The sequence below is a fragment of the Aeromonas sp. Y293-4 genome, assembly GCF_027705905.1.
GTDB lineage: Bacteria > Pseudomonadota > Gammaproteobacteria > Enterobacterales > Aeromonadaceae > Aeromonas > Aeromonas veronii.
The window spans coordinates 213,005-237,234 of record NZ_JAPDCI010000001.1 but is presented as its reverse complement, the minus strand read 5'-3'; the positions used below and the strand labels follow the sequence as shown (position 1 = coordinate 237,234).

Annotated in this window: 23 protein-coding genes; 15 read left to right on the top strand and 8 right to left on the bottom strand. The window is 55.4% G+C overall.

The genetic code is table 11. The features are described from left to right. Nucleotides 1–6: 6 nt before the first annotated feature. Nucleotides 7–2,430, top strand: a complete 2,424-nt coding sequence (pbpC, locus tag OKC31_RS01025; protein ID WP_120413972.1) for a penicillin-binding protein 1C — start codon at nt 7–9, stop codon at nt 2,428–2,430. Nucleotides 2,431–2,856: 426 nt separating this feature from the next. Here the strand turns inward: pbpC and OKC31_RS01020 are convergent, their stop codons facing one another. Continuing rightward, nucleotides 2,857–3,822 (bottom strand): hypothetical protein, encoded by a 966-nt coding sequence (locus OKC31_RS01020; protein WP_120413973.1) that lies wholly within the window; start codon nt 3,820–3,822, stop codon nt 2,857–2,859. Between the two features lie 177 nt (nt 3,823–3,999). Here OKC31_RS01020 and thiI point away from each other — a divergent pair, with 177 nt between their 5' ends. Beyond that, on the top strand, nt 4,000–5,448 hold the full coding sequence (thiI, locus tag OKC31_RS01015) for a tRNA uracil 4-sulfurtransferase ThiI (RefSeq protein WP_120413974.1): 1,449 nt from the start codon (nt 4,000–4,002) through the stop codon (nt 5,446–5,448). Between the two features lie 75 nt (nt 5,449–5,523). Here the strand turns inward: thiI and OKC31_RS01010 are convergent, their stop codons facing one another. Both OKC31_RS01010 and OKC31_RS01005 read right to left on the bottom strand, forming a co-directional pair. Continuing rightward, nucleotides 5,524–5,916 (bottom strand): hypothetical protein, encoded by a 393-nt coding sequence (locus OKC31_RS01010; RefSeq protein WP_270655984.1) that lies wholly within the window; start codon nt 5,914–5,916, stop codon nt 5,524–5,526. 100 nt (nt 5,917–6,016) lie between these two features. Continuing rightward, the gene (locus OKC31_RS01005) at nt 6,017–6,649 is read right to left on the bottom strand and encodes a trimeric intracellular cation channel family protein (protein WP_005333975.1); all 633 of its coding nucleotides are present in this window, start codon (nt 6,647–6,649) and stop codon (nt 6,017–6,019) included. 373 nt (nt 6,650–7,022) lie between these two features. Between OKC31_RS01005 and flaA the strand changes: the two genes are divergently transcribed. The 7 genes from flaA (at nt 7,023) to OKC31_RS00970 (ending at nt 14,175) form a co-directional block, all read left to right on the top strand. Then, nucleotides 7,023–7,937 (top strand): flagellin A, encoded by a 915-nt coding sequence (gene flaA, locus OKC31_RS01000; RefSeq protein ID WP_019446043.1) that lies wholly within the window; start codon nt 7,023–7,025, stop codon nt 7,935–7,937. Between the two features lie 583 nt (nt 7,938–8,520). Next, nucleotides 8,521–9,432: a flagellin B gene (flaB, locus tag OKC31_RS00995; RefSeq protein ID WP_019446042.1), complete on the top strand. Its 912-nt coding sequence runs from the start codon at nt 8,521–8,523 to the stop codon at nt 9,430–9,432. A 33-nt stretch (nt 9,433–9,465) separates the two neighbouring features. Beyond that, nucleotides 9,466–9,906 (top strand): flagellar protein FlaG, encoded by a 441-nt coding sequence (locus OKC31_RS00990; RefSeq protein ID WP_120413975.1) that lies wholly within the window; start codon nt 9,466–9,468, stop codon nt 9,904–9,906. Nucleotides 9,907–9,933: 27 nt separating this feature from the next. Beyond that, a complete protein-coding gene (gene fliD / locus OKC31_RS00985) occupies nt 9,934–11,343 on the top strand; it encodes a flagellar filament capping protein FliD (protein ID WP_120413976.1) in 1,410 nt (469 codons plus the stop codon). Between the two features lie 25 nt (nt 11,344–11,368). Then, nucleotides 11,369–11,791 (top strand): flagellar export chaperone FliS, encoded by a 423-nt coding sequence (gene fliS / locus OKC31_RS00980; RefSeq protein WP_019446039.1) that lies wholly within the window; start codon nt 11,369–11,371, stop codon nt 11,789–11,791. Then, nucleotides 11,788–12,087, top strand: a complete 300-nt coding sequence (locus OKC31_RS00975; protein WP_270655981.1) for a hypothetical protein — start codon at nt 11,788–11,790, stop codon at nt 12,085–12,087. The genes fliS and OKC31_RS00975 overlap by 4 nt, the downstream gene beginning before the upstream one ends. A gap of 6 nt (nt 12,088–12,093) precedes the next feature. Next, the gene (locus OKC31_RS00970; protein WP_270655979.1) at nt 12,094–14,175 is read left to right on the top strand and encodes a motility associated factor glycosyltransferase family protein; all 2,082 of its coding nucleotides are present in this window, start codon (nt 12,094–12,096) and stop codon (nt 14,173–14,175) included. 177 nt (nt 14,176–14,352) lie between these two features. On the opposite strand, the gene OKC31_RS00965 is transcribed toward OKC31_RS00970, so the two are convergent. From OKC31_RS00965 to pseF, 5 genes are read right to left on the bottom strand one after another with little or no spacing between them, the layout of a single operon-like run. Then, nucleotides 14,353–14,598, bottom strand: a complete 246-nt coding sequence (locus OKC31_RS00965) for a hypothetical protein (RefSeq protein WP_120413978.1) — start codon at nt 14,596–14,598, stop codon at nt 14,353–14,355. Further along, complete coding sequence (locus OKC31_RS00960; RefSeq protein ID WP_120413979.1) at nt 14,595–15,887, bottom strand: motility associated factor glycosyltransferase family protein; 1,293 nt, start codon at nt 15,885–15,887, stop codon at nt 14,595–14,597. The genes OKC31_RS00965 and OKC31_RS00960 overlap by 4 nt, the downstream gene beginning before the upstream one ends. After that, a complete protein-coding gene (pseI, locus tag OKC31_RS00955) occupies nt 15,880–16,926 on the bottom strand; it encodes a pseudaminic acid synthase (protein ID WP_120413980.1) in 1,047 nt (348 codons plus the stop codon). The genes OKC31_RS00960 and pseI overlap by 8 nt, the downstream gene beginning before the upstream one ends. Nucleotides 16,927–16,932: 6 nt before the next feature. Next, the gene (pseG, locus tag OKC31_RS00950) at nt 16,933–18,189 is read right to left on the bottom strand and encodes a UDP-2,4-diacetamido-2,4,6-trideoxy-beta-L-altropyranose hydrolase (RefSeq protein WP_120413981.1); all 1,257 of its coding nucleotides are present in this window, start codon (nt 18,187–18,189) and stop codon (nt 16,933–16,935) included. After that, entirely contained in the window at nt 18,179–18,874 is a 696-nt protein-coding gene (pseF, locus tag OKC31_RS00945; protein ID WP_120414613.1) for a pseudaminic acid cytidylyltransferase, read from the bottom strand. The genes pseG and pseF overlap by 11 nt, the downstream gene beginning before the upstream one ends. Nucleotides 18,875–19,038: 164 nt before the next feature. On the opposite strand from pseF, the gene OKC31_RS00940 reads away from it, so the two are divergent. From OKC31_RS00940 to OKC31_RS00915, 6 genes are read left to right on the top strand one after another with little or no spacing between them, the layout of a single operon-like run. Further along, nucleotides 19,039–19,575, top strand: coding sequence for a GNAT family N-acetyltransferase (locus OKC31_RS00940; RefSeq protein ID WP_120413982.1), 537 nt, complete (start codon nt 19,039–19,041; stop codon nt 19,573–19,575). Further along, nucleotides 19,572–19,805, top strand: coding sequence for an acyl carrier protein (locus OKC31_RS00935; RefSeq protein WP_120413983.1), 234 nt, complete (start codon nt 19,572–19,574; stop codon nt 19,803–19,805). The genes OKC31_RS00940 and OKC31_RS00935 overlap by 4 nt, the downstream gene beginning before the upstream one ends. Then, a complete protein-coding gene (locus OKC31_RS00930; protein WP_120413984.1) occupies nt 19,805–20,554 on the top strand; it encodes an SDR family NAD(P)-dependent oxidoreductase in 750 nt (249 codons plus the stop codon). The genes OKC31_RS00935 and OKC31_RS00930 overlap by 1 nt, the downstream gene beginning before the upstream one ends. Further along, complete coding sequence (locus tag OKC31_RS00925; RefSeq protein ID WP_080764925.1) at nt 20,551–21,909, top strand: AMP-binding protein; 1,359 nt, start codon at nt 20,551–20,553, stop codon at nt 21,907–21,909. The genes OKC31_RS00930 and OKC31_RS00925 overlap by 4 nt, the downstream gene beginning before the upstream one ends. Beyond that, on the top strand, nt 21,906–22,961 hold the full coding sequence (locus tag OKC31_RS00920; RefSeq protein ID WP_120413985.1) for a LuxE/PaaK family acyltransferase: 1,056 nt from the start codon (nt 21,906–21,908) through the stop codon (nt 22,959–22,961). The genes OKC31_RS00925 and OKC31_RS00920 overlap by 4 nt, the downstream gene beginning before the upstream one ends. After that, nucleotides 22,940–24,145 (top strand): acyl-CoA reductase, encoded by a 1,206-nt coding sequence (locus OKC31_RS00915; protein ID WP_120413986.1) that lies wholly within the window; start codon nt 22,940–22,942, stop codon nt 24,143–24,145. The genes OKC31_RS00920 and OKC31_RS00915 overlap by 22 nt, the downstream gene beginning before the upstream one ends. Nucleotides 24,146–24,230 lie beyond the last annotated feature (85 nt).

The window sequence follows — 24,230 nt, the reverse complement described above, 5'->3', positions numbered from 1 at the left end:
CGCTTGATGGGTCGCAGACGACCGCTGAGCAACGCCCCCTCCCTCGAGCGGGGCCACCAGCTCACTTTATGGCAGCGCGGTTGGCTGAGGCTTCGCCGCAGTGGCCGCGCCTGTCGGCGTTGGCTGGGCCGTCTGCCACGCTGGCTGCGTTGCTCGGTGCTGGGCGTTGTAGCACTGCTCCTGTCATTGCTGGCGCTGGATCGACTCTTCCCGCCGCCGCCACTCGACCCTGCCTACGCACGGGTGGTGCTCGACATGAAGGGGCGACCGCTGCGCGCCTTTGCCGATACCAGCGGCGTGTGGCGTTACCCCGTGACCCTGGCGCAGGTCTCCCCCCGCTATATCGAGGCGCTGCTCGGCTACGAGGATCGCTACTTCTGGCGTCATCCCGGGGTCAATCCGGTGGCCATGGTGCGCGGGGTCTGGCAGTGGCTGCGCTACGGGCGCGCCGTGTCAGGCGGCTCGACTCTCACCATGCAGGTGGCGCGTCTTATCGAGCCCTACCACAGGAGCGTGCCCGGCAAGCTGCGCCAGATGGTGCGTGCGCTGCAGCTGGAGTGGCACTACGACAAGCGCACCCTGCTCACCGTCTACCTCAACCGGGCGCCGTTTGGCGGTAATCTGGAGGGGGTGCAGGCGGCAAGTTTTGCCTATCTCGGTAAGAGCGCCGCCAAGCTGACCCATGCCGAAGCGGCGCTGCTGGCGGTGCTGCCGCAGGCCCCTAGCCGCAACCGGCCGGACCGGCATCCCGAGCGGGCCCGCGCCGCCCGTGACAAGGTAATGCAGCGGCTGGTGGCTCAGGGTGTCTGGCCCGAACAGGTGTGGTTGGAGGGACGTATCGAGCCGGTGCTGGCCCGAGGTCACTTCACGCCGATGGAGGCGCCGCTCTTTGCCCGCCTTGCCGCTGACAATCAGGCCGGGGCGCTAGTGCACACCACCATCGACGGTGATCTGCAGCGTTGGTTGGAGGGGCGGGTGGCGAGCTACATTCGCCGCTTCCCCGAGCAGACCTCAGCGGCGTTGCTCTTGGTAGATAACAAAACCATGGCGGTGCGCGCCTACGTGGGCAGCGCCGAGTATGGCAATTTGCGCCGCCACGGTTACCTCGACATGGTGCAGGCGATCCGCTCTCCCGGCTCCACCCTCAAGCCCTTTATCTACGGTCTGGCCATGGATGAAGGGTTGGTGCATTCGGCCTCCCTGCTCTCCGATGCGCCGAGACTGGGGTCTGATTATCGCCCCGCCAATTTCTCCGGCGCCTTTCAGGGGCCGGTGACCCTTGCGCAGGCGCTGCAGCAATCCCTCAACGTGCCGGCGGTGCAAGTGCTGGAGGCGCTTGGGCCGGACAAACTGGTCAGTCGCCTCGACAACGCCGGAGTGCGGCTGGCGCTCTCCGACAAGCCCAACCCAGCCATCGCGCTGGGGGCGGCGGGCATTCGACTCGAGCAGCTGGTGGCGCTCTACAGCGCGCTGACCCGGCAGGGGCAGGTGGCGATGCCGGTCTGGTTGGCGGGGCAGCAGGTGGTGTCGCGCCCCTTGCTGAGCCCGGGGGCAGCCTGGATCATCTGGCAAATATTGAGCGCGCAGGGGCGCGCGGATCAGCCCTTTGCCAGCGAGGCGACCGGCCGGGTCAACCGACTGGCCTGGAAGACCGGCACCAGCTATGGCTATCGCGACAGCTGGGCGATGGGGGTCTCCGGTCGCTGGACCATAGGCGTCTGGCTTGGGCGCCCCGACGGTACCCCCATGCCCGGTTTCTACGGTCAGAGCGCGGCGGTGCCGTTGCTGCTTTCGGTCTACTCGCGGCTGGCTGACAACAGCCCTCTGTCGGCCCAGCCCAACACGGTGAGCGAGGCTGAGGTCTGCTGGCCGCTGGGGCGCAAGGCGAGCGCGACCTTGCCTGAGGTTTGTTTGCAGCGTCAGAGCGCCTGGTTGCTGGAAGGGCGCGATCCCCCCACATTGCCGGATCCCATGGACTGGCCCTCGCCGCTGCGCCAAGTGGCGCTGACCGCCGAGGGCAAGCCGACCCTGGCCCGCTGCCAGGATGCGGCGCAATCCGGTTTTCGGGCGCTCTGGCCATTGTCACTGGAGCCGTGGCGAACGCCCGGCGAGCGACGACAGGCGCTGTTGGCAAGTGGTTGTGCTGGGGAAGGGCAGAGCGCCGAGCAGCAAGCTCCAATTCGCATCATGGCGCTGGGGGAGGGCAACCTTATCCGCAGTCAGCGTTACCGGTTGCAGCCCAAGGTGCTCGGCGGTGTTGGCAAGCCAGCCTGGTTTCTCAACGGCCAGCGGCTGCGCTGGGACGGGGATCAGGTGCTGAGCGTGGCGGGGCGCTACCAGTTGGTGGTGGTCGATGAAGCAGGAAACAGCGATCGTATCGAGTTTCGCGTGGTGCATCCTGACGGTGATGCCGGCACCATCACCCGTTGAGCGTTTTGCCGACAGCCATTGAGGTGAATGTAATTAACTTTTTGAAATGCATCAATATTTGATTGGATGAATTAATTTGTGAATAATTACGAATTCATTCAAATCCAATCGGGAGTTCTCTTGTGCTGCGTGTTCTGTGTCCCTTGCTGGTGCTGATGAGTTCGGGTTGTGCCACAACCAATCATGGTGATCACCATGTTTCTCCTGAACGTACCGGGTTCTATTCACCTTTCGAACCTGCTTCCGAGAGTTTTGCGCGTTGCTATCAGAAACAGTTTGCCTGTACCCCTGCCAATATCCGCCGTGACAGGGCGATGGAAGCGCGAAGGCAGGCGCAAGAGCGGGCCAATCACCGGGGTGATGATTGGTAGGCCGCAGAAAACGAGAGGGGTTGGCAGATGCCAACCCCTTTTTCATTCCGCCAATTCAGCCCTGTTGGCGCAGATGACCGAGCCGGGTGAAGAAGTGCTGGCTCTTGCGTTGGTGAAAGTGGCTCTTCTTGATGGGATGGAAGATGAGGGTGCTTTCGGGGTGGCTCGCCTTTAACTGGTGGAGCATGGCTACGGCGGGCAGGCTGGTGCTGACCAGGGTGGTGAGTGGCATGCTGAGGGTCTCGGGCCCGAGCAGTTGATTGAGCCCTTGTTGAGCCTGCTCAAAGCGGGTCAGGGTCGCCGGGTCGGCATAGCCGCTACCCAGCATGGTGAGCAGGTTGTCGAGGGCCAGATGAAATTCGGCCAACTGCTGGCGAAAGCCGCTGCGCCCGCGCAGGGCAATCAGCTCTGCAAACGGAATGTCGGCCAGGTGAGTGGGCACTTGCAACGGGATCTCGAGGAGGAAGCAATCCTGACCGCCGCGATTGTGGTAGCGGGATTCGAGCAGATGGAGCAGGCGGTCGAGATAGTCGTGATCGGTAATAAGCGCCCCGTCATTGGCGAGTGCCCACTCACGGGCAAGGCGCATGGAGATCAGGTTGGCAAAGCGTCGCGCCATTCTGATCCCCCCCTCATCCCGGGTCGCAAAGCCGTGAGTAAGGCAAAAGCCGTGCAGCCGCTCCAGCCCCACCTGATCCGGGCAGAAGCAGTCGTGGTTGGCCTCCTGACGCCAGCGACCAATCAGCTCCTTGTTGCCAAACACCTTGTGGCGGACGAAATCGGGGGCCACCAGGCCGCTTATCTGGCTCTCCAGTTGCGGGGTAATGGCGGCAAAGAAGGCGGCATCGGGCCGCTCGGCCAGCAGATCGGTCTGCTGTTGAAGGGTATCGAGCAGGGCGGTGAGACCGCTCTTTTCGCTGACGGTGAAGACAAAGGCAAGCCGCTCCAGATAGAGCAGGGCAAATTTGAGCCAGAGCTCGTCGCGTACCTCCATGCCGGGGTAGTAGATATAGGTCTTCATCGGATCAGTCTGTTGTCAAAAATCTGGCGAGGCGCAGGGTCGGGAATATACGCAAGATTGGCGCTGCACGGCAAACACTGCGTGGGGTAATGTGAGCAAACGCTCATCCAGTAGGCGCTGGCCACAAAGTTCTGATATAATTCGCGCCCTTAAATCAAGGTCACCCGAGTCATTACCATGAAGTTCATTATCAAGCTGTTCCCGGAAATCACCATCAAGAGCAAGTCGGTTCGCCAGCGCTTTATCAAGATCCTGCAGGGCAATATCCGCAATGTCCTGCGCCGCTTCGACGACGATGCCCGCGTACGGATGGATTGGGACAAGCTGATCGTGAGCTCCCGCAATGACCAGTTCCGCGAGCAGGCTATCGAAGCTTTGGCCTGTATTCCGGGCATTCAGGCCTTCCTCGAGGTACAAGCCAGCAAGTTTACCGATCTGCACGACATCTTCGAGCAGGTGAAAGCCGTTTGGGGCGACCAGCTCAAGGGCAAAACCTTCTGCGTGCGCGCCAAGCGCCACGGCAAGCATGAGTTCTCCTCCCTCGAGGTTGAGCGCTATGTGGGGGGCGGTCTGAACCAGCACTGCGAAAGCAATGGTGTGCGCCTCAAGAACCCGGACGTGAAGATCAACCTCGAGATCGACGGCGAGGAGCTCTTTATCGTCAGTGCTATTCATCAGGGTCTGAGCGGTATGCCCATCGCGACCCAGGAAGATGTGCTGAGTCTGCTCTCCGGCGGTTTTGACTCCGGTGTGGCTTCGTTCCAGTTCATCAAGCGCGGCTGCCGGGTGCACTACTGCTTCTTCAATCTGGGCGGTGCGGCCCACGAGATCGGCGTCAAGCAGGTGGCCTATCACCTGTGGAACCGCTTCGGTTCATCCCACCGGGTACGTTTCACTGCTGTGGACTTCGAGCCGGTGGTCGCCGAGATCCTCGAGAAGATCGACAACGGTCAGATGGGCGTGGTGCTCAAGCGGATGATGATGCGTGCTGCCGCCAAGGTGGCCGATGAATTCCAGATCCCGGCGCTGGTGACCGGCGAGTGTGTGGGTCAGGTCTCCAGCCAGACTCTCACCAACCTGAACGTGATCGACCGGGTGACCGACAAGGTGATCCTGCGCCCGCTCATTACTTGGGACAAGCCGGATATCATCAGTGAAGCCCGCCGCATCGGCACTTTGGAGTTTGCCGAGACCATGCCGGAGTACTGTGGCGTCATCTCCAAAAAGCCGACCGTGAAGGCCGAGCTCTCCCGCATTGAAGAGGAAGAGGCCAATTTTGACTTCTCCATTCTGGACAAGGTGGTCTCCGAGGCCCGTTACCTCGATATCCGCCGTATCGGTGAAGAGACTGCCGCTGAAGTGCAAGAGGTGGAAACCACCCAGGTGCTGGGCGCTGACGAGGTGATCCTGGATATCCGCTCTGCCGATGAACACGACGAGAAGCCGCTGGTGGTGGAAGATCGTGAAGTACTGCATATCCCCTTCTTCAAGCTGGCCACCGCCTTTGGCGATCTGCCCAAAGAGAAGACCTACCTGCTCTACTGTGATCGCGGCGTGATGAGCAAGCTGCAGGCGCTCTATCTGAAAGAGAAGGGCTTTGCCAACGTCAAGGTGTACCGCCCGTAAGCGTGTTTTTACCTTCAATCAAAAAATCCGGCCAATGTGCCGGATTTTTTTATTTCACAGAGTGAGCCCTGACTATCAGGGACTGGGAACCGGAGTGAAGGAGTCTTGCCCCTGACAACGCCAGCCCATTTCCGCCTCCCGCATCTGCCACAGGTTGTTGCTGCGATAGAGGGTCAGGATGTAGATCATGTCGCTCTTGCTGCCGTCGAGGGCGACCGAGAGCACCAGATCATTGTCCAGCTGCTGGGCATGGATGCGGCTGGGTGTGTCACCATGACCGACGAATCGCAGAGCTACCTCACGGTAGTCATTAACCCAGTTTTGCTGTTGATGGCTTGCCTGGCGTATCTGCTGGTTGAACTGCTGCACCGGTGCCGAGGCCAGTCGTCCAAATACCACTTGTGCTTCGGCGTGGGCTGCCGTCACGTTCGCCAGGAGGAGGGTGGTAAGCATACCGATTTTGCGCATGAGAAGTTCCGGCTAACAACGACTGCTTCTATGACAACAGAAAAGCCTATTTGGTTCAACGCGCGGCCCACAGCGACATGATGACGCTGTGGGCCTGCTCTCAATTGCGTTGCAGCGAGAAGGTGGGCAGCGACAGATGCCAGTAGATAGCAGCTACTCGCAGGCCAAACACGGCCGTCATGCAGATGAGCATGGCCGTTACCCTGTCCATGTTCGCCTCCAGCGCCAGGGTATAGAGAATGCCGCCGAGGATACAGGCGGTGGCATAGATCTCTTTTTGCAGCACCATGGGCACCTCCCGCGCCAGTACATCGCGGATCATGCCACCGGCTACCCCGGTCATGGTACCCATGATCACGGCAATCAGCCCCGGGGTGCCGAAGTTGAGGGCCTTCTGGGCACCGATCACGGTAAAGAGGGCCAGTCCGAAGGCATCCGCCACCGGCAGCACATACCAGGGCATTCTGCGGGGCAGTTTGACCATCCACATACCGATCAACGCCGTCGCAATAACGACCCAGATATAGAGGGGATCGCGCACCCAGAACACGGGGGTGGCTCCCAGGATCATGTCACGGATGGTGCCGCCGCCGATGGCAGTGACCGCCGCCAAAACCATGACGCCAAACCCGTCCATTCTGAGTCGGCCAGCCACCAATACCCCTGAAAACGCGAATACCGCAGTACCAAACATGTCGCTGATGTAAACAATCTGCTCAACCAGTGTCTGCATGGAGAACAACTCACGCCAAATTGTTGATGGGGCCGCGATTTTAGGGGCTGGTGAGCCCAATCGCCAACAGTGCTCGACAAAATTGAGAGTCGGGACGGATTTTTTCTCGCAGCACGAACGGTAGTGTCTCGTTTGCTCCCTGCCGTTGGCGAGCTTCAGAAGGTTGAGTCTGTCACTGGTTTTGGCCCGATTTTTTCCTTAAGTATCCCCCCGACCCGCCGATATATAAGGTAAGCGGCGTTAATGCGATGAAGCGTTGAAAAAAATGCTAAAGACATCCAAAAACGGGCCGTTAAATAAGACGCATCGGGCACGGAAAATAATAAAGCCTGAGCAAATAGAAGAGTAAATTTAATAGCTTAGGAGAATAGTCATGGGCCTTTATATCAACACTAACGTTTCATCACTCAACGCGCAGCGTAACCTGATGAATACGACCAAATCACTGGATACTTCCTACACTCGACTGGCATCTGGCTTGCGTATCAACAGCGCTAAAGATGATGCTGCGGGTCTGCAAATCGCCAACCGTTTGACGTCTCAGGTGAACGGTTTGAATCAGGGTAACCGCAACGCCAACGATGGTATTTCGGTAGCGCAAACTGCGGAAGGTGCAATGGATGAGGTGACCTCCATGCTGCAGCGTATGCGTACCCTGGCTCAGCAATCAGCCAACGGCTCCAACAACACTGATGACCGTACCGCGTTGCAGCAAGAGTATGACCAGCTGATGACCGAAATTGATCGTGTTGCAAAAGATACCACATTCGGTGGTAAGCAATTGCTTAACGGTGGTTATGTCGGCTCTTTCCAGGTTGGTGCTGATGCTGCTCAAACCATTACTTTCAGAATGACCACTGCGTTTACCATTGCAGGTATGGCTTCGGCAGCCAAGGGCAATGCAACAATCTCTGCCGGTTCAACTGGTAGCAAAGAGCCTTTCAAAGTAACGGCCTCAACCAGCGCAGTGACTGTGGCAAACATGAATAGCATCAAGTTGGCGAGTTCGGCCCAGTCTGCTATGGCCAACCTCGACTACATGATTAAAGTTGTAGACAGCAAGCGAGCTGAATTGGGTGCAGTGCAGAACCGGTTTGATTCAACCATTCGCAACCAGGCGAACGTCTCAGAAAACGTCAGTGCCGCGCGTTCACGGATCCGCGATGCAGATTTCGCGACCGAGACCGCCAACTTGACCAAGCAGAACATTCTGCAGCAAGCCGCATCGACCATTCTGTCTCAGGCAAACCAGCGCCCGCAGTCTGCACTGTCACTGTTGCAAGGCTAACAAAAGAAAACAGGGCGGTTGTTCAGGCCGCCCTGGTCAAGAGATGGAACAAAGGGGTGTTCGGGTCGCACTCTGTTCTATCGGGAGAGATATAATCTCTACTAGTAATGCCAAGTGTTGTCCAGCTGTTCAGTTCTGTCACGCTTGGTCATATTCTCCTGAGCATATGCTCATCTTTAGGCCGGTTTACCGGCCTCTTTTTATTGTGTCGCCAAATTGACGTCACTCTGTCAGTTCAAAGCATGAACCGTGCCAACGCATCTTATCCCGTAAACGAGGTCATCATCAGCGGTGATTTGCATGGTGATGCTGCTCAATTGATGTTCTGTTGCCGCTTGCCGGAGAAAACTTGCCGCTTTAGGCAACAATTTTCCTAAAGCTTGTATCTGCGCTGCCGTTAAATAAAGTGAAGCAATCGAGGGGTGTTCGGAATCCAACGTTTGCACTACTGCGGGTGACCTGTTCGTTCAAACAGACACCCGCCAGAAGAGACAGGAATGTTCAACCTGCTCTTCAAACGGTGGGACGTCGTTTTGTTTAGACGACGCAACCTGCAGTCGCATGTTCTTCGGGAGAATATTTTATGGCCATGTATATCAACACCAACATTTCATCATTGAACGCCCAGCGTAACTTGATGAATACCAACAAGTCTCTGGATACCTCCTATACCAGATTGGCATCCGGTCTTCGCATCAACACCGCCAAAGACGATGCTGCTGGCTTGCAGATCTCCAACCGTTTGACTTCACAGGTTAACGGCTTGAACCAGGGTAACCGCAACGCAAACGATGGTATTTCTGTAGCCCAGACCGCAGAAGGGGCCATGGATGAAATAACCTCCATGTTGCAGCGGATGCGGACTCTGGCGCAGCAATCAGCCAACGGTTCCAACAATACGGATGACCGCGTTGCATTGCAGCAAGAGTACGATCAACTGACAACCGAGATTGATCGCATCTCCAGTGATACCACGTTCGGTGGTCAGAAATTGCTGGACGGTAAATATAAAGGCTCATTCCAGGTCGGTGCGGATGCTACCCAGACCATTACCTTCAAGATGACCAGTGCCTTTACCATTAGCGGTATTGCTGGCGCATCAAAAGGCAGTGCCACCATCGCCGCCGGTTCTACTGGTAGTAAAGAGCCGTACAAGGTAACCGCTGCGACAACTGCTGTAACTGTTGCCAACATGAACAGTATCAAAACAGCCAGTGGCGCCCAATCTGCTATGGCCAACCTCGACTACATGATCAAGGCGGTTGATAGCAAACGTGCAGAGCTTGGTGCGGTCCAAAACCGTTTCGACTCGACCATTCGCAACCAGTCCAACGTGTCCGAGAACTTGAGTGCAGCACGTTCGCGTATCCGTGATGCTGACTTTGCGACAGAAACCGCCAACCTGACCAAGCAGAACATCCTGCAGCAGGCTGCTTCAAGTATCCTGGCGCAAGCTAACCAAAGACCGCAATCTGCGCTGTCCCTGTTGGGTTAACGGGTAGTGATGAGATAGAAAAGGAGCGACGATATGGCCAATGACATTGGAATTCCCTCATCGGTCACTCCTTCTTCTCTTCAGTCAAGTAGCAAGAGCGGCCAATCGGCCGCTCAAGTGCTATCTGGCATGGCGGAAGAGCAGCGGGTGATGACACAGGATGTGGAAAAACAACAAGAGGAGCAAGCCAAAGAGAAGGTTCGCAAATCCGATGTCTCAGATAAGGATATTGAAAAAGAGGTACAAAACTTGCAGGAGTTCAGCAAGTTGCAGGGATGGACCGTCAACTTCAGCGTCGAAAAGGATCTCGAGCAAGTTGTTATCAAGGTGATGGACGCCAATACCAAGTCAATGATCCGTCAGATCCCAAGTGAAGAGTTGCTGGCTATCAGCAAGCGGCTCAAGGATCTGCGTGAAGTTGATGTTATCGGTGGTGGCTCAAGAGTCGGATTATTGCTTGATAAAGAGATTTAATACGCAAGTTTTACGAGGAGAGTGAGAATGGCCACGATTACGTCTGCTGGTGCGGGTTCACAGTTGGACTTGGAGTCTGTCATTGCCGCGAGCGTCAATGCCAAGAAGGCGCAACTGATGCAGCCCATCACCACCAAAAAGACCAATGCCCAGATCACTCTCTCCGGGGTTGGACAGTTGAAGTCGGCCATCGCCTCTTTTGTGACGACACTTCAGGCCATGTCCAAAGATGATGCGTTCAACAAACGCTCGATTAATATTACCCAGGACAAGGACAAACCCGTTCTCAAGGTGGAGAGCAAGGCGGGGGCTTCCAACGGGCAATATGATATCAGCGTCGAACAATTGGCGAAGACCAGTAAATTTGACGGTACTTTCGACTCATCGACGACTCCCCTTATCACTGAGGATGGGAAGCTGACCTTCAAGGCTGGTGACAAGACCTTCGATGTCGATGTAAAAGCAGGGGATTCACTACAGTCCATCCGTAAACGCATCAACAATGACGCCGACAATTTCGGTTTGAGCGTCAATATAGTCAATACCTCCGATGGTAAATCCAAGCTGATGATCGATTCCGGGGTAAGCGGCAGCGGCAAGGACCTGCAGATCACTGGCAGTACTACCGACCTGACCGATAATCTCGTATCCAAACTGACCAAGCGCCAAGATGCTCAAGATGCCAAGATCACCGTTGATGGAAATACTCTGACCAGTTCATCCAATACCTTCGATGGCACCATTGTCGGACTTAAACTGACCGTGTTGCGGGAGTCGGATAGCACAACCTCTACCGATGCCAGCGGTAATTCGGTCAAGACCTACAGCTCTAACAAGGTTGACGTGACCACCGACAAGGCTGGCATCAAGGACATGGTCAAAAGCTTTGTCGACGGTTACAACGCGCTGGTGAAGAAGAGCAATGAGCTCGGCAAGCGTAATACGATCGTTGAAGGGAAGAGCAAGAATGATGGTGGGGCTCTGGCGGGCGATGCAACGACGCGTGCCGTAGTCAATATGATGAATGGCATCATCACCGAGCCTTCGAAAAACTCCTCTACTTATAAAACGATTTTTCAGATGGGCATAAAGATGGATAACAAGGGGGTATTGTCTATCGACGATACCAAGTTAAACGAGGCCATCGACAAGAATTTCGATCAGGTAGTGGCAGTTTTTGGCGGTAAGGATGGGATCGCCGGTCAGCTGGCCAACCAGCTGGAAACCTATTCCAAGACCGGTGGTTTGTTGGCGAAACGGGAAGACTCTTTGAATTCAGATCTGCGCGAAGTGGGTCGTAAGGAGTCCGATGTTGCCACTCAGCTGACCAAGTATGAAGAGACCTTGCGGGCCCGTTACGGAAGTCTGGATGCTATGTTGGCCAAGATGAATAAATCTGCCTCATATTTAAGTATGCTAAATACAAACAATAGTTAATGTGAAGTCATGAGTGGTGTTTCATATGTATCATAAAAATATAAAGGCCTATACCACCCAGAATCTGCAATCCGAATTGGCAGTAGCCGATCCTTACCGCGTGATTCAACTTTTGATGCAAGGTTGCCTGGAGCGCTTGGCTCAGGCTCGTGGTGCTATCGAACGTCGAGATTTTGAGCAAAAATCCCAGTCTATCTCTAAAGCAATGGCCATTATCAACGGGCTGCAAGATTCACTTGATCTCTCTTATGGTAAGGTTCCCGAAGACCTTTCTGCGCTTTATGACTACATGAAAGCTAGGATGATGGATGCCAGCCGTGATATGGATATCACAGCTGTCGATGAGGTTATGAATCTGATGCTGACAGTTAAAAGCGGTTGGGATGCTATTCCTGTCGAGGAGCGAGATAAGGCCTTGGCTCAACAAAAAGTGGGCGGAACCGAATGAGCAATAACCGTTTGCCAGAATTAATCGCAGCAGGTCAAGAGTTACTGACCTTGTTCGAACAGGAGGATGTGCAAACGGCTGAACAGTTGATCGACCATTATCTCATTCTCCTTGATGCTGTTTTCCAGAATATCCCTCCACATGTGGTTCTTGACATGGATCACCAACAAGCATTGGTGCAGTTTCAAACCCTACATGAGCGGATAGAATATGCAAAGAATCAGACAGAAGCAGCTTTGTGGAAATTTTCAAAAGCAGGTCGAGCATCTGATATGTACAAGCTGAACGCAGGTTAGGCATACATGGATATTAAACAAGAAATTACAAATATCGAGAGTGAACTTGTTCGCCTTGAGAAGCAAAAGCAACAGGAAATTGCAATGTTGGAGGTATTGCCTGTTCGTTTTGCCATGAACATGGATGCCTTTAAAAAATTCATGCCAAGTATATATGATTTTTTTGAATCATATCAACCAGTACGGCCATTCCGTTTTTTTTGCAATGAAAATGGCATCCCTAATATATTGTGGCTTGATGAGCGAGTTTCGTTATACGGTGACGATCCATTCGCAGATGCTGAATCACAAATTGATGAAGTAATTGAACAAAGTATTTTGCAATGTATTGATTTTGCACCACAATGGTATTTTGATGACCAAATACATATAAAATATAACAACGAAATATCCAAGCTTAAACAACAATCAACGCTCGAAGGGTTATCACTCAAGAGTGCACTATCAATGGATATCCCATTATCCTTGATGTATGGAATAGGTTTGGGTTATCAACTGGGCTATTTATACGAGCGATGCAAAGTCAAGAATTTGTTCGCCTTTGAACCAGATCTTGATATGTTTTATGCATCTTTATATTGTTTTGATTGGTGCTCTTTGCTGGATTATATGGAGCAAGAGTCATTAAGCTTGCATTTATTTATAGGAGTTGACGAAAAATTATTAGCAGCCGATATGATGGAAGCGCTTCATCGTAAAGGAGCATTCTGGTCTGCAGCATATTTCTCATTCTGCCATTATCATTCGCCAAAGTTGCATTCGCTTATTAACCAGGTTGAAAATGAGTTCTATCTGCTGCGTACGGGTTGGGGTTTTTTTGATGATAATGTATTTGCTCTAGCTCATAGCCATACTCATCTGCAAGATGGCACACCATTTCTTCTGCGCCAACGTGATACATCTTCATCTGCGACCATACCTGTATTTGTTGTTGGAAACGGGCCATCGTTAGATCAGAGCATTGATTTTATTCGAGATCATCAACGTCAGGCGATTATCATTGCCTGTGGCACCGCAGTCAGCGCACTTTATAAAGCTGGAATCAAGCCAGATATTTATGTTGCTGTTGAGCGTACCAAAAGTTCAGCAGATTTTTTGCATATTTTGGATGCAGGGGAGTTTCTCAAGGATAGTGTTTTTTTAAGCGTGGATGTGATTCATCCTGAGTGCAAGACATTTTTCCGCAAAACCGGGTTGGCATTTAAACCCAATGAGCCCATGTATAAACTGCTGACCACTCACTTTGGTAAGCAGTTTGAATTTGATTCAATTGAATACTCTAATCCATTTGTTGGGAATACCGGTCTTAATTACGCAGCGTTGCTTGGCTTTAAGGATATCTATCTGTTTGGGATCGACAATGGGTATAAGTTTGCTGATAAGCATCATTCTAGTTTGAGCCTGTATTATAATGAAAAGCAGGAGGCAAAATACCATCAGGATCTGAACGAGACATTTCCAGCTCGTGGTAACTTTGGTGGTGAAGTCCGTATCAATCATTTATTTGGTCTCTCTATTCACAATATGGCTCAGGTTTTGGAAAATAATCCTGAAATACGTTGTGTCAATAGTAGTGATGGTGCTTATGTTGCTGGTGCCGAACCTCGTCGGGTTGAGCATATCAACCCCACTTGGCCAGATTTTAATAAGCGAGCCTTCATTGATGATTTGCTGTCACGTTGTTTCAAACCATTTAATGTAGCCAGTATTGATTTCCAATCTGCCATTAACGTGCCGTTTTTTAATGATGTAGTTAATAAACTGCTTGATGATTGGAAAGCAGTTCCTCGTGAACACAACGCAATTCAATCGATGATGCAACGCCATCATGATTATCTGCTGTATTTGTTCATGAGTCGTGATAGTCATCTTTACCGTGTGTTGATAGGATCAATAAATTATTTTTATGCCAATATCATCAGTTTGATGATGGCTCATATCAATGACTCTGATGATGTGCTGACAGAAAAGTTAAACTCTACAATCACTATATTGGAGCGGTTTTTTACTGATGCCAAACATATTTATGCTGGAGCATTGGAACGACATGATACAGCCTATTTTATAGGTCTCAATATATTTAAGTAGTGGTGTGTTATAACGTGTATCTATTGTCACGTTATACATGTGGTGTTCTAAATCACTTATCAGCTATCATTTAGAAACTGTGGCCCCAAACGTGACATGCGTTTGGGGTGTTACTGCGAGCAAGTTTTTTATCATGCTCGCATATGAAATTCCTTTCGTTTCACCCGCTCAGCATTATTATTTCTCTGGCGTTGTAAGAAGAGTCGCGAACTCAACTTCAAGCCAGTCTGCCAATCCCAACCAGTCATGGCGCTCCTGGCAAGCCAGCAGGGCACTCACTATGGTCACGGCATCGCCTTGGTGCTCCGGAGGTAGAGCATGCAATGCCTGCTCTACCAGAGCCGGTAGCAGCAGCGCACTTTCAACATGAAGGCCAAGGCGAAAATGGTGTGCCAGTGCAATGCACTGCTCTGTGATGGTCATGGCATCAGCTCCGGATGATAGTCACAACCGAGCAGGGCCGCACCGTCGCGGCTGCTGTTCCAGAATTTGACTTCCGGGTGGCTTGCCATATAGCGCTCAAGCTCGATCTGATAGGTGGTGAAATTGGGGTTGGTGCTGACGCGCTGACCATGGCCATCCAGTACCCAGCTGAGGGCCTGGCTGGCAACAGGACCCAAAGCACCATCATCCCAGCCGGTATGGGTCTGGCCACCGGGGAAGGCGAAGTCACAGCCGAGCAGAATGATCTCTCTACAACCCATCTTGACGGCGAGATCGACGGTGGGATGGATCACGCTGCCTCCTTGATGGAGTAACCCTTTGGGATGAGTGTGACGAAGTTGCTCATACACGGGGCTGATGGAGTAGGCGGTAAAACGCGGCCCTTGCCAACTTGCAAGCGTCTCATGGGGCACCATGGGGGCATATACCAGAGGAACCGAAGTGAGCCCTTGGCTTGCCAGTCGATCCGGAGTCAGAGCGTCGTCGATAGTTACGACCAGATCCACACTGATGCCGTATTGTCGCAGAGGGGCGAGCGCAGTATCGACACAGAGTACCTTCCACTCGGGATGTTGCTGCAACAAGCCTGCAAGGCGAGGGAGGTGGTGTTGCAGGCTGGGACCGCTGGCGATGACCAGTGCAGTAGCATCCGAGTGTGAGCCAAAAAGCGTGGCAACATCGCCATCTTCACCCACAAGTGGAAGATTCTCGGTCAGTCGCCCGGTAATGCGCGGCAAGTCCGGGACGAAGCGTTGCTTGGTGTAAGTCGCCATCACTTCGCTCACCAGTCGACCACGAATGCGGCAGGCCGCATCTTCGGCCAGCTCCAGTTCGCTGGGGAGGGCGAAGAAGGGGAGGACAATCTCCTGTTCATCGGCCGCGAGGCTCAGCTCTACCCGGGGGTCTTGCAGCCACTCGTCGTGCTCGAGCAAGGCCAGCACCAGAGTGAAGAGATTGTGGTGCATGATATGGACATGGAGGGTTTCTAACCGGGGGCGTGTCAGCAACACCTTCTGCAGATCGCCGAGTCCGGTGCCATAAAGGTGCAGCACGGGTACATCGGGAAGAGTTGCCGCTTGCAGTTCGGCCTCCTTCACCCGATCGTGCCGGCTGGTGAGCTGAATGCCATTGACCAGCAGTGTGCTGCTGAGGCCTTCACACAACTCCACCTGCAGATCGCCCAGCTGTGTCACCGTGAGGTGGGCAGCAAGCTGTGGCCAACGCTGTTCGATTATCGCCAGATGATGGCGCAGCAGATCTTCATTCATCTTGTGCAATCCAATCCCAGTTGAGAGGCTGATTGGCTGCCATGTCGCGGTTGACCTGCTTGCCGATGAGCCGATCGTAATCGGCCGGGGGCAGGCCGAGGGCGGGGCGCACCGATTTGATGTGCTCTGCGGTGAGCACCTCGCCAGCTGCCATCTCCTTGACCAGATAGAGGGAGCGGCGAAAAGCGCGGTTACCCTGTTCACTGGCTGTGAGATGGTAATCGGCCACTCCGAGGGCGGCATGGGCGGTATTGACCGAGGTTACCAGCTCGGTGAGTTCGGCCGGTTCCATTGAGAAGGCGCAATCCGGCCCGCCGTCGGCGCGGGCCAGAGTGAAGTGTTTCTCGATAAGGGTGGCCCCGAGCGCGGTAGCGGCGATGGCTGTGGCCGACCCCAGGGTGTGATCGGAGAGCCCCACCTCGACCCCGAAGCGCTGGCGCAACATGGGGATGGTACGCAGGTTATATTCGGCCGCCGGCGCCGGATAGCCGCTGACGCAGTGCAGCAGCGCCAGCTGGCCGTTGCCGTGCTTGAGTGCCATCTCGACCGCGGCGGCGATCTCGGCCTCGTCCGCCATGCCGGTGGACATGATAAGCGGCTTGCCGGTCTGGGCGGTGTAGCGAATGAGGGGCAGATCCACCAGCTCGAAGGAGGCGATTTTGTAGGCCGGGCAGTCCAGTGATTCAAGCAAGTCCACCGCACTGAAATCGAACGGGCTGCTAAAGACCGTCAGCCCCAGCTCGCGCCCTTTGGCAAACAGCGCCTGGTGCCACTCCCAGGGAGTGTGCGCCCACTCATAAAGGTCATAGAGGCTGTGGCCATCCCACAAACCGCCGTGGATCTGAAATTCCGGTCGATCACTTTTGAGGGTGATGGTATCCGGGCGGTAGGTTTGCAGCTTGACGGCGCTGGCACCCGCTGCTTTGGCGGCGGTCATAATGGCCAGGGCGCGGTCCAGATTGCCATTGTGGTTGGCCGACAGTTCGGCAATCACATAGGGAGCCTGTTCTTGGTTGATGGAGCGATGATCGATCTGCATCTGTGTTCAGATTCCTATGCCAAGTTGCCAGCCTTGCGGCGCCGGTTGCCAAGGGGCAGGGGGCGCTATCTGCGGTGGCTCGGCAAGATAGAGGGGAAATTGGGAGAAAATTGTCTGCAAGCGATGTGCCAGCTCTTGCCACTCCGTGGGCTGAAGTGACCGGGTGGCCTGCCATGTCAGCCGCTGGCCGTTCAGCGTCAGGGTGAGTAGCAGTTGGTCGTCATGGCGTAGTTGCCACTGATGGCCATATGGCAACAGTTGATAATCCGATTGTTGCAGCAACCAGGCGGTGAGCCGATCCAGCCCCAGCCCATCCACCTGTTGCTGGCCGCGGCGTCGATAGTCATCTGCTTGCCATTCAAGTCGTTGCAGGGCTTGCAGCAGCAGCTCAGGCTCGGCCAGCTCGCTCAGAGTCAGCCGCTCGGCCAACTGGAAGCGGGCGATCACCTGGTCGTTGAACTGCTGATTGTCGACGATGGGCACCGCCAGGGTCGGCAGGCCGAGACAGGCTCGCTCCCAGGTCATGCCGCCCGCAGCGCCAATGGCGAAGTCGTGTTGTTGCATCAGTTGCGCCATCTGGTCGCTCTGGCGCAGCAGCACTAGGTCGAGGTCGGTCAGTTCGGCCACTCTCTGCTCCAGCTCGGGCCAGAACGGATTGGCGCCGCCCGCCACCAAGGTCCAGCGGATGGTGCGGGCCCAGGGCAGCCGCGTCAGGCTGTTGAGGGTCGTGAGACAGGCTCCGGCCGGATCAGCGCCGCCAAAGCAGATGAGGCCACGTTGCCACCGGCTGACCTTTTGGCGTGCAAGCTGGCGATAGGCGGGGCGCAGCAGGGCATAGTCGGTGCCCAGCAGCAGCCGACAGTCGGCAGGGACGAGTGACTGGTAATCGGCGGCGCTGCGCAGTGGCCCCTGATCCAGCAGCAACTGACCATGATGAGGGCGATCGGCCAGATCGTCGATCACCAGCAACTGACCACAGTGCATTGCCAGTGTCTGCTCGATCTGTCGATCAATCTGGTAGTGATCACACACCAGCCACTCCGGACGCAAGATGGGCAAGGGGCCTGCGTCGTCCAGAGCGCAAAGAGGGTAATGCTGGTGGGATTGCAGCAGTGGCAACAGGTGGGCCGGTAGCTGATGGCAGAGAAAGTGGCACTCGGCGCCAGCCGTTTTCAGCCGATCGGCAATGGCCAGACAGCGCATCAGATGGCCCAACCCGATCTCGGCCCCGGCATCGAGCCGGAAGGCAACCTTAAACACCATCTTGACCCAGCACCTGATAAAGCAGTTCAGCCAGATGCCAATCTTCCGGCGTATCGATATCGACCACCCTGTGTCTTGGCAGAATATGGCCGATCCCCTCTCCACCGACGGGGCTGATCCCGCCCAACCAGGCAGCCCGCGTACCCCAATAGAACTGGCCGGCATCCTGATAGGCAGGCTCCAGATCCTGAGAGCGTTTCGCCATCTGCTCCGGCCAGAAGGGAGTGACCCGGCCCTGCTCATCCATGCGCACGGCGCGCTGGATAGGAAAGCCGAATTCAGCCACCATGTAGACGAAGGGGGCCTTGCTGGCGAGCAGGCGATCGTGGGCGGCGCGCAGGTCGGCCGCTTGGATCAGCGGCACTGTGGCATAGATGCAGCAGTAGTGCTCTGCCTGGATGCCGAGCTGGTCGAGCCGCTGGATGGCGTCGATAACCACATGGGTGGTACCGGTGTGATCATCGGCGAGGTTGGCTGGCCGCAGAAATGGCACTTCCGCGCCCAGTTGACGAGCAACTTCGGCGATCTCCTCATCATCGGTGGAGACCACCACCTTGCTGAAACAGCCAGATTTCTGCGCCGCCTGGATGGCATAGGCGAGCATGGGCTGACCACAGAAGGGGCGGATATTCTTGCGTGGAATGCGTTTGCTGCCACCCCGGGCTGGGATAATGGCGATGGCCATGATGGGCTCTCTCTGCTGGATCAATGACTGGCCAAAGCCAGGATAATCGATGACAACTCTTTGATTATTTTTGATATTATACTGTTTTTTCTGCTTGTATTATCGATTTTTGCTACGGAATGGCAGCAGTGTGGTCGATAAGAGAGACAGGTAATGAAAAGTGGATGACGTTGAAGATGAGTTATGGCGTTGAGTTACGCCCGATAGAGCCGTGGGATCTTCCTGCCTTGCGACGTTGGCGCAATAAGGATGAGGTGCGAATGCAGATGGTATCCCAGACGCGTATTTCGCCGCGGCAACAGCGCCAATGGTTTGTCGCCACCCGTGAACGACAGGATCAGCAGCACTGGGTGCTCTGGTGCAAGGGCGTGCGAGCGGGTTACGTCAATCTGAAAGGTGAGTGCCAGGGCAAGCTGCAGGGTCAGGTGATTGCCGATGCGGGACTCTATCTGGGCAACTCAGGCGTGCGGCATCCCATGTTGGCCGTTGCTGCTGCTTTAACCCAGCTTGATCAGGGTTTTGATGAGCTGCACATCGGTTGTATCCGCACCCTGGTTCGGGAGAACAATCGCTCGGCCCTGCGCTTGAATGAACAACTGGGTTACCGCCAGATAGGACAAGATAACGGATTTTTTGCATTGGAACTGCTGCCGGCGAATTACTATACCGCCCGTGAGCGGCTACGGAGATTTTTCAGATGACAATCGCATTGGAACAGGTTTTTGCCGAGGCTTTGGGTATTGATATCGGCAGCGTCAGCGATGGGCTGGCTTACAACAGCATCCCGCAGTGGGATTCCGTCGCCCACATGGGGCTGATTGCCCAGTTGGAGGATAACTACGGTGTATTGCTCGACACCGATGACATTATCGACATGAGTTCGGTCGTCAAGGCGCGGGAGATCCTGGCCAAATACGGGGTCGCTTTCTGATGCAGGGACTGTTGCAGGGCAAGCGGGTGTTGATCACCGGTGCCGGGCGTGGCATCGGGCTTGCCATCGCCCGCCAGTTTGCCTATCAGGGGGCTGAACTGTGGCTGGGAGGCCGTGATGAGGTAACGATGAGCCTGCTGGCGACCGCGATTGGTTCCGAGTTTGGCGTGCCTTGCCAGCCTCTCTGCTTTGATGTGGCTGATCCGTCTGCGGTCAAGCAGGCCTTTCAGCAGCTGTTTGCTCAGACTCGCCAGCTGGACGTGCTGGTCAACAATGCCGGCATGCTGGAAGAGGCGTTATTGGGGATGGCGAACCAGACCCATCTGCAAAAGACATTCAGCAACAATACCTTTAGTGTGATCTATTGCAGCCAGTATGCCGCCCGCCTGATGCCGCGCAGTGGTGGCGGCAGCATCATCAATCTCGCCTCCCTGATGGGGCAAGTGGGGACGGCTGGGCTCAGCTGCTATGCCGGCAGCAAGGCGGCGGTGATTGGCATTACCCAGTCACTGGCCAAGGAGCTGGCTGCCAGCCAGATCCGGGTCAATGCCATTGCCCCGGGTTTTATTGATACCGATATGGCGCACTCCATCCCAGAAGAGAAGTTTGCCGAGCGAGTGGCAAGCATCGCCATGGGACGGATTGGCACGCCAGATGAAGTGGCCAAGGTGGCCCTGTTTCTTGCATCCGACTTGTCGAGTTATGTGACCGGGCAGGTGATTGGGGTCGATGGAGGGATGGTGATTTGAGCCAGCCTGATTTGTTGACGCATCTGGTTGAAAGTAATGACGAGCCCGCCTGGCGAGATCCGCAAGAGGGGTGGCTCAGTTATGGTGAGCTGGCTCGGCGTGTGGCGCAGTTGGCTACCACCTATCCCGTCGGTCGTCATTTGGTCTACCTGCCATTTGTGACGTCCACCCTGCATCTGCTTCACTACTTGCTGGCCCTGCGTGATGGCCACGCCATCATGTTGGCCGATCCTGCACAGGATGCCCAGTTGCACCATGAGCAGTGCCAGCGCTTTGGTGTCAGTCTGCGGGTATTAGAGGATGGGGCAGTTGCGCATCTTGGCGATGCGCCCTCGTTTCACCCTGAGTTGGCCTTGCTGCTGCCGACATCGGGCAGTACCGGCTCCTGCAAATGGGTGCGATTGTCGCGAACCAATCTTGATGCCAATGCCGCGGCCATCGCCGAATATCTGGCGCTGAACGGGGGTGAGCGAGCCATCACCTCGTTGCCACTTTTTTACTCCTTCGGGATGTCGGTACTTAACAGCCATCTTTTGGTTGGCGCCTCTCTGGTTTCATGCACTGCCAGTCCCCTTGAGCGCCAATTCTGGGATGAGGTAAATCGTCATCAGGTCACTAGCGTGGCGGGGGTCCCGTTTACCTTTCAGATGCTTAACCGCTTGCGTTTTGAGTGGACCCGCTATCCCAGCCTGATGACGCTGACCCAGGCCGGAGGACGGCTTGAGCCGGCACTGGCAAAGCAATTTGCCGAACAGGCAGCTGCGCTGGGACGCCGTTTTTTCGTGATGTATGGTCAGACCGAAGCGGCGCCGCGCATCGCCTGGTTGGCTCACGATGAAGTGATTGTTGCTCCGGATGCGATCGGCCGTGCCGTACCGGGCGGGTGCCTCTCTCTTCGTCATGAGTCCGGCTTTCCCGACGGGGAGGGAGAGCTGGTTTACCAAGGGCCAAATGTGATGTTGGGCTATGCGGAGCGCCCTGAAGATCTGGCTCGGGGGCGTGATATGGATGCGCTCTTTACCGGCGATCTGGCTCGTTGTGATGAGTCGGGCCGATTCTATCTGACCGGACGACTCAACCGTTTCCTGAAGCTGTTTGGCAAACGGGTGAGCTTGGCTGAAGTGGAAACCTGGTTGCAGGGGAGGGGCTATTCCTGCGCTGCGACCGGCCGTGATGATTGCCTGCTGGTGGCCATCGAGGCAGACGCGTGCCCCAGTGACGCACTGCAGCTGGAGCTGGCCCGCTGGCTGATGGTGCCGCCATCAAGCGTTCGCATTTATCGGCATCATTTGCCACGACGCAGCAATATGAAGATCGATTATCCGGCCCTGTTAACACAATTGGAGCAGCTATGAACAGGCTGTTTGATGCGCCGGTTTTCGGGCTGTCTCAACATGAAAAAAGTGGGTTGCTCCTTGCTCGCCTGAATGAATTGACGCAGCGCCATGCGCAGGGGTGTCCAGCTTTTGCCAATATTCTGTCGGCGTTTGGCTGGGGTCAGGCCTCGACCTATCAAGAGCTTCCTTATCTGGCCGCCCGCCTGTTCAAATTGGCCCAATGGCAGAGCGTGCCGCAAGAAGAGGTATTCAAGGTGCTCACCTCCTCTGGCACTACCGGAACGCCGTCACGGATCGTGCTGGATCGGGATACAGCCGCGTTGCAGAGCAAGGTGCTGGTGAAGATCCTGCAAGAGTTCGTCGGCAAGCAGCGGCTGCCCATGCTGCTGGTGGAGCAACCCGCCCTGATTCAAAACCGCAGCGGTTTTTCCGCCCGCGGCGCCGGTGCGCTGGGGCTCTCCTTCCTTGGCCGAGACCATACCTATGCCCTCGACGAGCAGATGCGGCCCAACTGGCCTGTCATCGAGGCGTTTTGTGACAAATATGCGGGCCAGCCGGTCCTGTTGTTCGGCTTTACCTTCATGGTCTGGCAATGTCTGCTGGAACCGCTGCGTGAGCGAGGTCTGCAACTGCCGTTGACGCAGGGCACGCTTTTTCACAGCGGTGGCTGGAAGAAGCTGCAACACCTCGCGGTGGATAATCCTGCCTTCAAGCAGCGCTGCCATGAACAGCTGGGGCTGAGTCGGGTGCACAACTTCTATGGCATGGTGGAGCAGGTGGGGTCGGTATTTGTCGAGTGCGAACATGGCCATCTTCATGCTCCCCTCTTTGCCGATCTACTGGTGCGGGATCCGCTGACCCATCGACCGCTCGGGAACGGCCAGCCAGGCTTGTTGCAGGTGATCTCTGCCATTCCCCAAAGTTATCCAGGCCACAGTTTGCTCAGCGAGGATCTCGGTGTGCTGCTGGGTGAGGATGATTGCCCCTGCGGACGTCTCGGCCGTTATTTTCATGTATCAGGGCGTCAGCAAGGCGCCGAGGTGAGGGGATGCAGCGACACTTTCCAGTGAGCCGGTCAGATGAAGAAGATGCCATCTGGCAAGCGGGGCCAGAGGTCGCTTTCGTGGCTCCCGTCAGCGGCTGGCAAGGTTTTGTCACTTGCCCGTTACCAAGTTTTGCGCCCGTCATCTGTGACTTTGTGGCTGCGCTCTCTGCTCGTCTGATGAAGGAGGGGCGAGAGAACCCGGATCTGGCCGCTTTTGGTTTTTGGTTGCGGCCTCGCCAAATTGAGGTGCAGCGCAAACGCATGGCAGGGCGTGCACCCTTGGGGATAGTTTTTCATCTGGTTCCCTCCAACGTGCCGACCGTCGCGTTCTACTCCTGGATCATGGCGATGCTGATGGGCAATGGGTCCGTGGTTCGTCTCTCATCGCGCATCGACCCGGTGCAAGAGGCCATGTTGACCATCCTGAACGAGCTATTCTCTCTGCCCGAGTGGCAAGAGATTGCCTCGCGTACCCGTTTCATCCGGTATGACCATGACGAGCGCGTCACCGCCTGGCTGTCGGCCCGGTGCCGCCTTCGCATCATTTGGGGCGGTGATGAAACCATCGGTCGGGTACGGGCTATTCCGCTTTCACCCCGCGCTCAGGAAATCGTGTTTCCGGATCGCCGCTCCATGGCGGTATTTGATAGCCAATGGCTCGCCAGCCTGGATGCTGCAGCGTGGCGGCAAGTGGTCGTGGCTTTGCAACAAGACTTTACTCGCTTCAATCAGCAAGCCTGCGCCTCGCCCACCACGATTTGCTGGTTGGGCACTTCCGATAGTGTGTTGCGCCGTCGTTTGCTCGAAGCAGTCTTTGCCCCCTTTGCAGACAGCCCTGCCCTGATGATGGAACGCCTCATCAATTGTCAACAAAATGCCGCTCTCGATGGTCAGATGCAGCTGGGGACCTTTGCTGGCGTCACCTTATTGACTCCCACAGCCTCTTTGCGGCTTGCACACATCGGAGGAGGTACAGTTGCCGAATTTGTTGCCGATACCCTTGATGAGTTTCTGTTACAACCGTGGGATATGCAGACCTGTGTCTGGGTTGGGGCAGATAAAATGCGGCTTGAGTGTGCGCTACAGCTGTCGCCTTGCTGTCGTATCGATAGGGTGGCAAGTCCGGGACAGGCGCTGGCATTCGAATGGCTCTGGGACGGCATCGACATGCTGGTGGCCTGCAGCCGTCAGCTTACTCGCATTGAATAGTGGATGTCAGGTCACATAAATCAAGTCATATCAATGAATTAGCTTGGTCAGGCACGGCTCTTGCAGTAAAAATTGCCATGAAGGG

Excerpts from the sequence above, each read along its gene's own strand:
- OKC31_RS01020 (WP_120413973.1), bottom strand. The coding sequence starts at position 3,822 with ATGAAGACCTATATCTACTACCCCGGCATGGAGGTACGCGACGAGCTC.
- flaA (WP_019446043.1), top strand. The coding sequence starts at position 7,023 with ATGGGCCTTTATATCAACACTAACGTTTCATCACTCAACGCGCAGCGT.
- OKC31_RS00960 (WP_120413979.1), bottom strand. The coding sequence starts at position 15,887 with ATGAATGAAGATCTGCTGCGCCATCATCTGGCGATAATCGAACAGCGT.
- OKC31_RS00930 (WP_120413984.1), top strand. The coding sequence starts at position 19,805 with ATGCAGGGACTGTTGCAGGGCAAGCGGGTGTTGATCACCGGTGCCGGG.
- pbpC (WP_120413972.1), top strand. The coding sequence starts at position 7 with ATGGGTCGCAGACGACCGCTGAGCAACGCCCCCTCCCTCGAGCGGGGC.
- pseG (WP_120413981.1), bottom strand. The coding sequence starts at position 18,189 with ATGGTGTTTAAGGTTGCCTTCCGGCTCGATGCCGGGGCCGAGATCGGG.
- pseI (WP_120413980.1), bottom strand. The coding sequence starts at position 16,926 with ATGCAGATCGATCATCGCTCCATCAACCAAGAACAGGCTCCCTATGTG.
- fliS (WP_019446039.1), top strand. The coding sequence starts at position 11,369 with ATGTATCATAAAAATATAAAGGCCTATACCACCCAGAATCTGCAATCC.
- pseF (WP_120414613.1), bottom strand. The coding sequence starts at position 18,874 with ATGGCCATCGCCATTATCCCAGCCCGGGGTGGCAGCAAACGCATTCCA.
- OKC31_RS00940 (WP_120413982.1), top strand. The coding sequence starts at position 19,039 with ATGACGTTGAAGATGAGTTATGGCGTTGAGTTACGCCCGATAGAGCCG.
- flaB (WP_019446042.1), top strand. The coding sequence starts at position 8,521 with ATGGCCATGTATATCAACACCAACATTTCATCATTGAACGCCCAGCGT.
- fliD (WP_120413976.1), top strand. The coding sequence starts at position 9,934 with ATGGCCACGATTACGTCTGCTGGTGCGGGTTCACAGTTGGACTTGGAG.
- OKC31_RS01005 (WP_005333975.1), bottom strand. The coding sequence starts at position 6,649 with ATGCAGACACTGGTTGAGCAGATTGTTTACATCAGCGACATGTTTGGT.
- OKC31_RS00990 (WP_120413975.1), top strand. The coding sequence starts at position 9,466 with ATGGCCAATGACATTGGAATTCCCTCATCGGTCACTCCTTCTTCTCTT.
- OKC31_RS00935 (WP_120413983.1), top strand. The coding sequence starts at position 19,572 with ATGACAATCGCATTGGAACAGGTTTTTGCCGAGGCTTTGGGTATTGAT.
- OKC31_RS00920 (WP_120413985.1), top strand. The coding sequence starts at position 21,906 with ATGAACAGGCTGTTTGATGCGCCGGTTTTCGGGCTGTCTCAACATGAA.
- OKC31_RS00915 (WP_120413986.1), top strand. The coding sequence starts at position 22,940 with ATGCAGCGACACTTTCCAGTGAGCCGGTCAGATGAAGAAGATGCCATC.
- thiI (WP_120413974.1), top strand. The coding sequence starts at position 4,000 with ATGAAGTTCATTATCAAGCTGTTCCCGGAAATCACCATCAAGAGCAAG.
- OKC31_RS00975 (WP_270655981.1), top strand. The coding sequence starts at position 11,788 with ATGAGCAATAACCGTTTGCCAGAATTAATCGCAGCAGGTCAAGAGTTA.
- OKC31_RS00970 (WP_270655979.1), top strand. The coding sequence starts at position 12,094 with ATGGATATTAAACAAGAAATTACAAATATCGAGAGTGAACTTGTTCGC.
- OKC31_RS01010 (WP_270655984.1), bottom strand. The coding sequence starts at position 5,916 with ATGCGCAAAATCGGTATGCTTACCACCCTCCTCCTGGCGAACGTGACG.
- OKC31_RS00965 (WP_120413978.1), bottom strand. The coding sequence starts at position 14,598 with ATGACCATCACAGAGCAGTGCATTGCACTGGCACACCATTTTCGCCTT.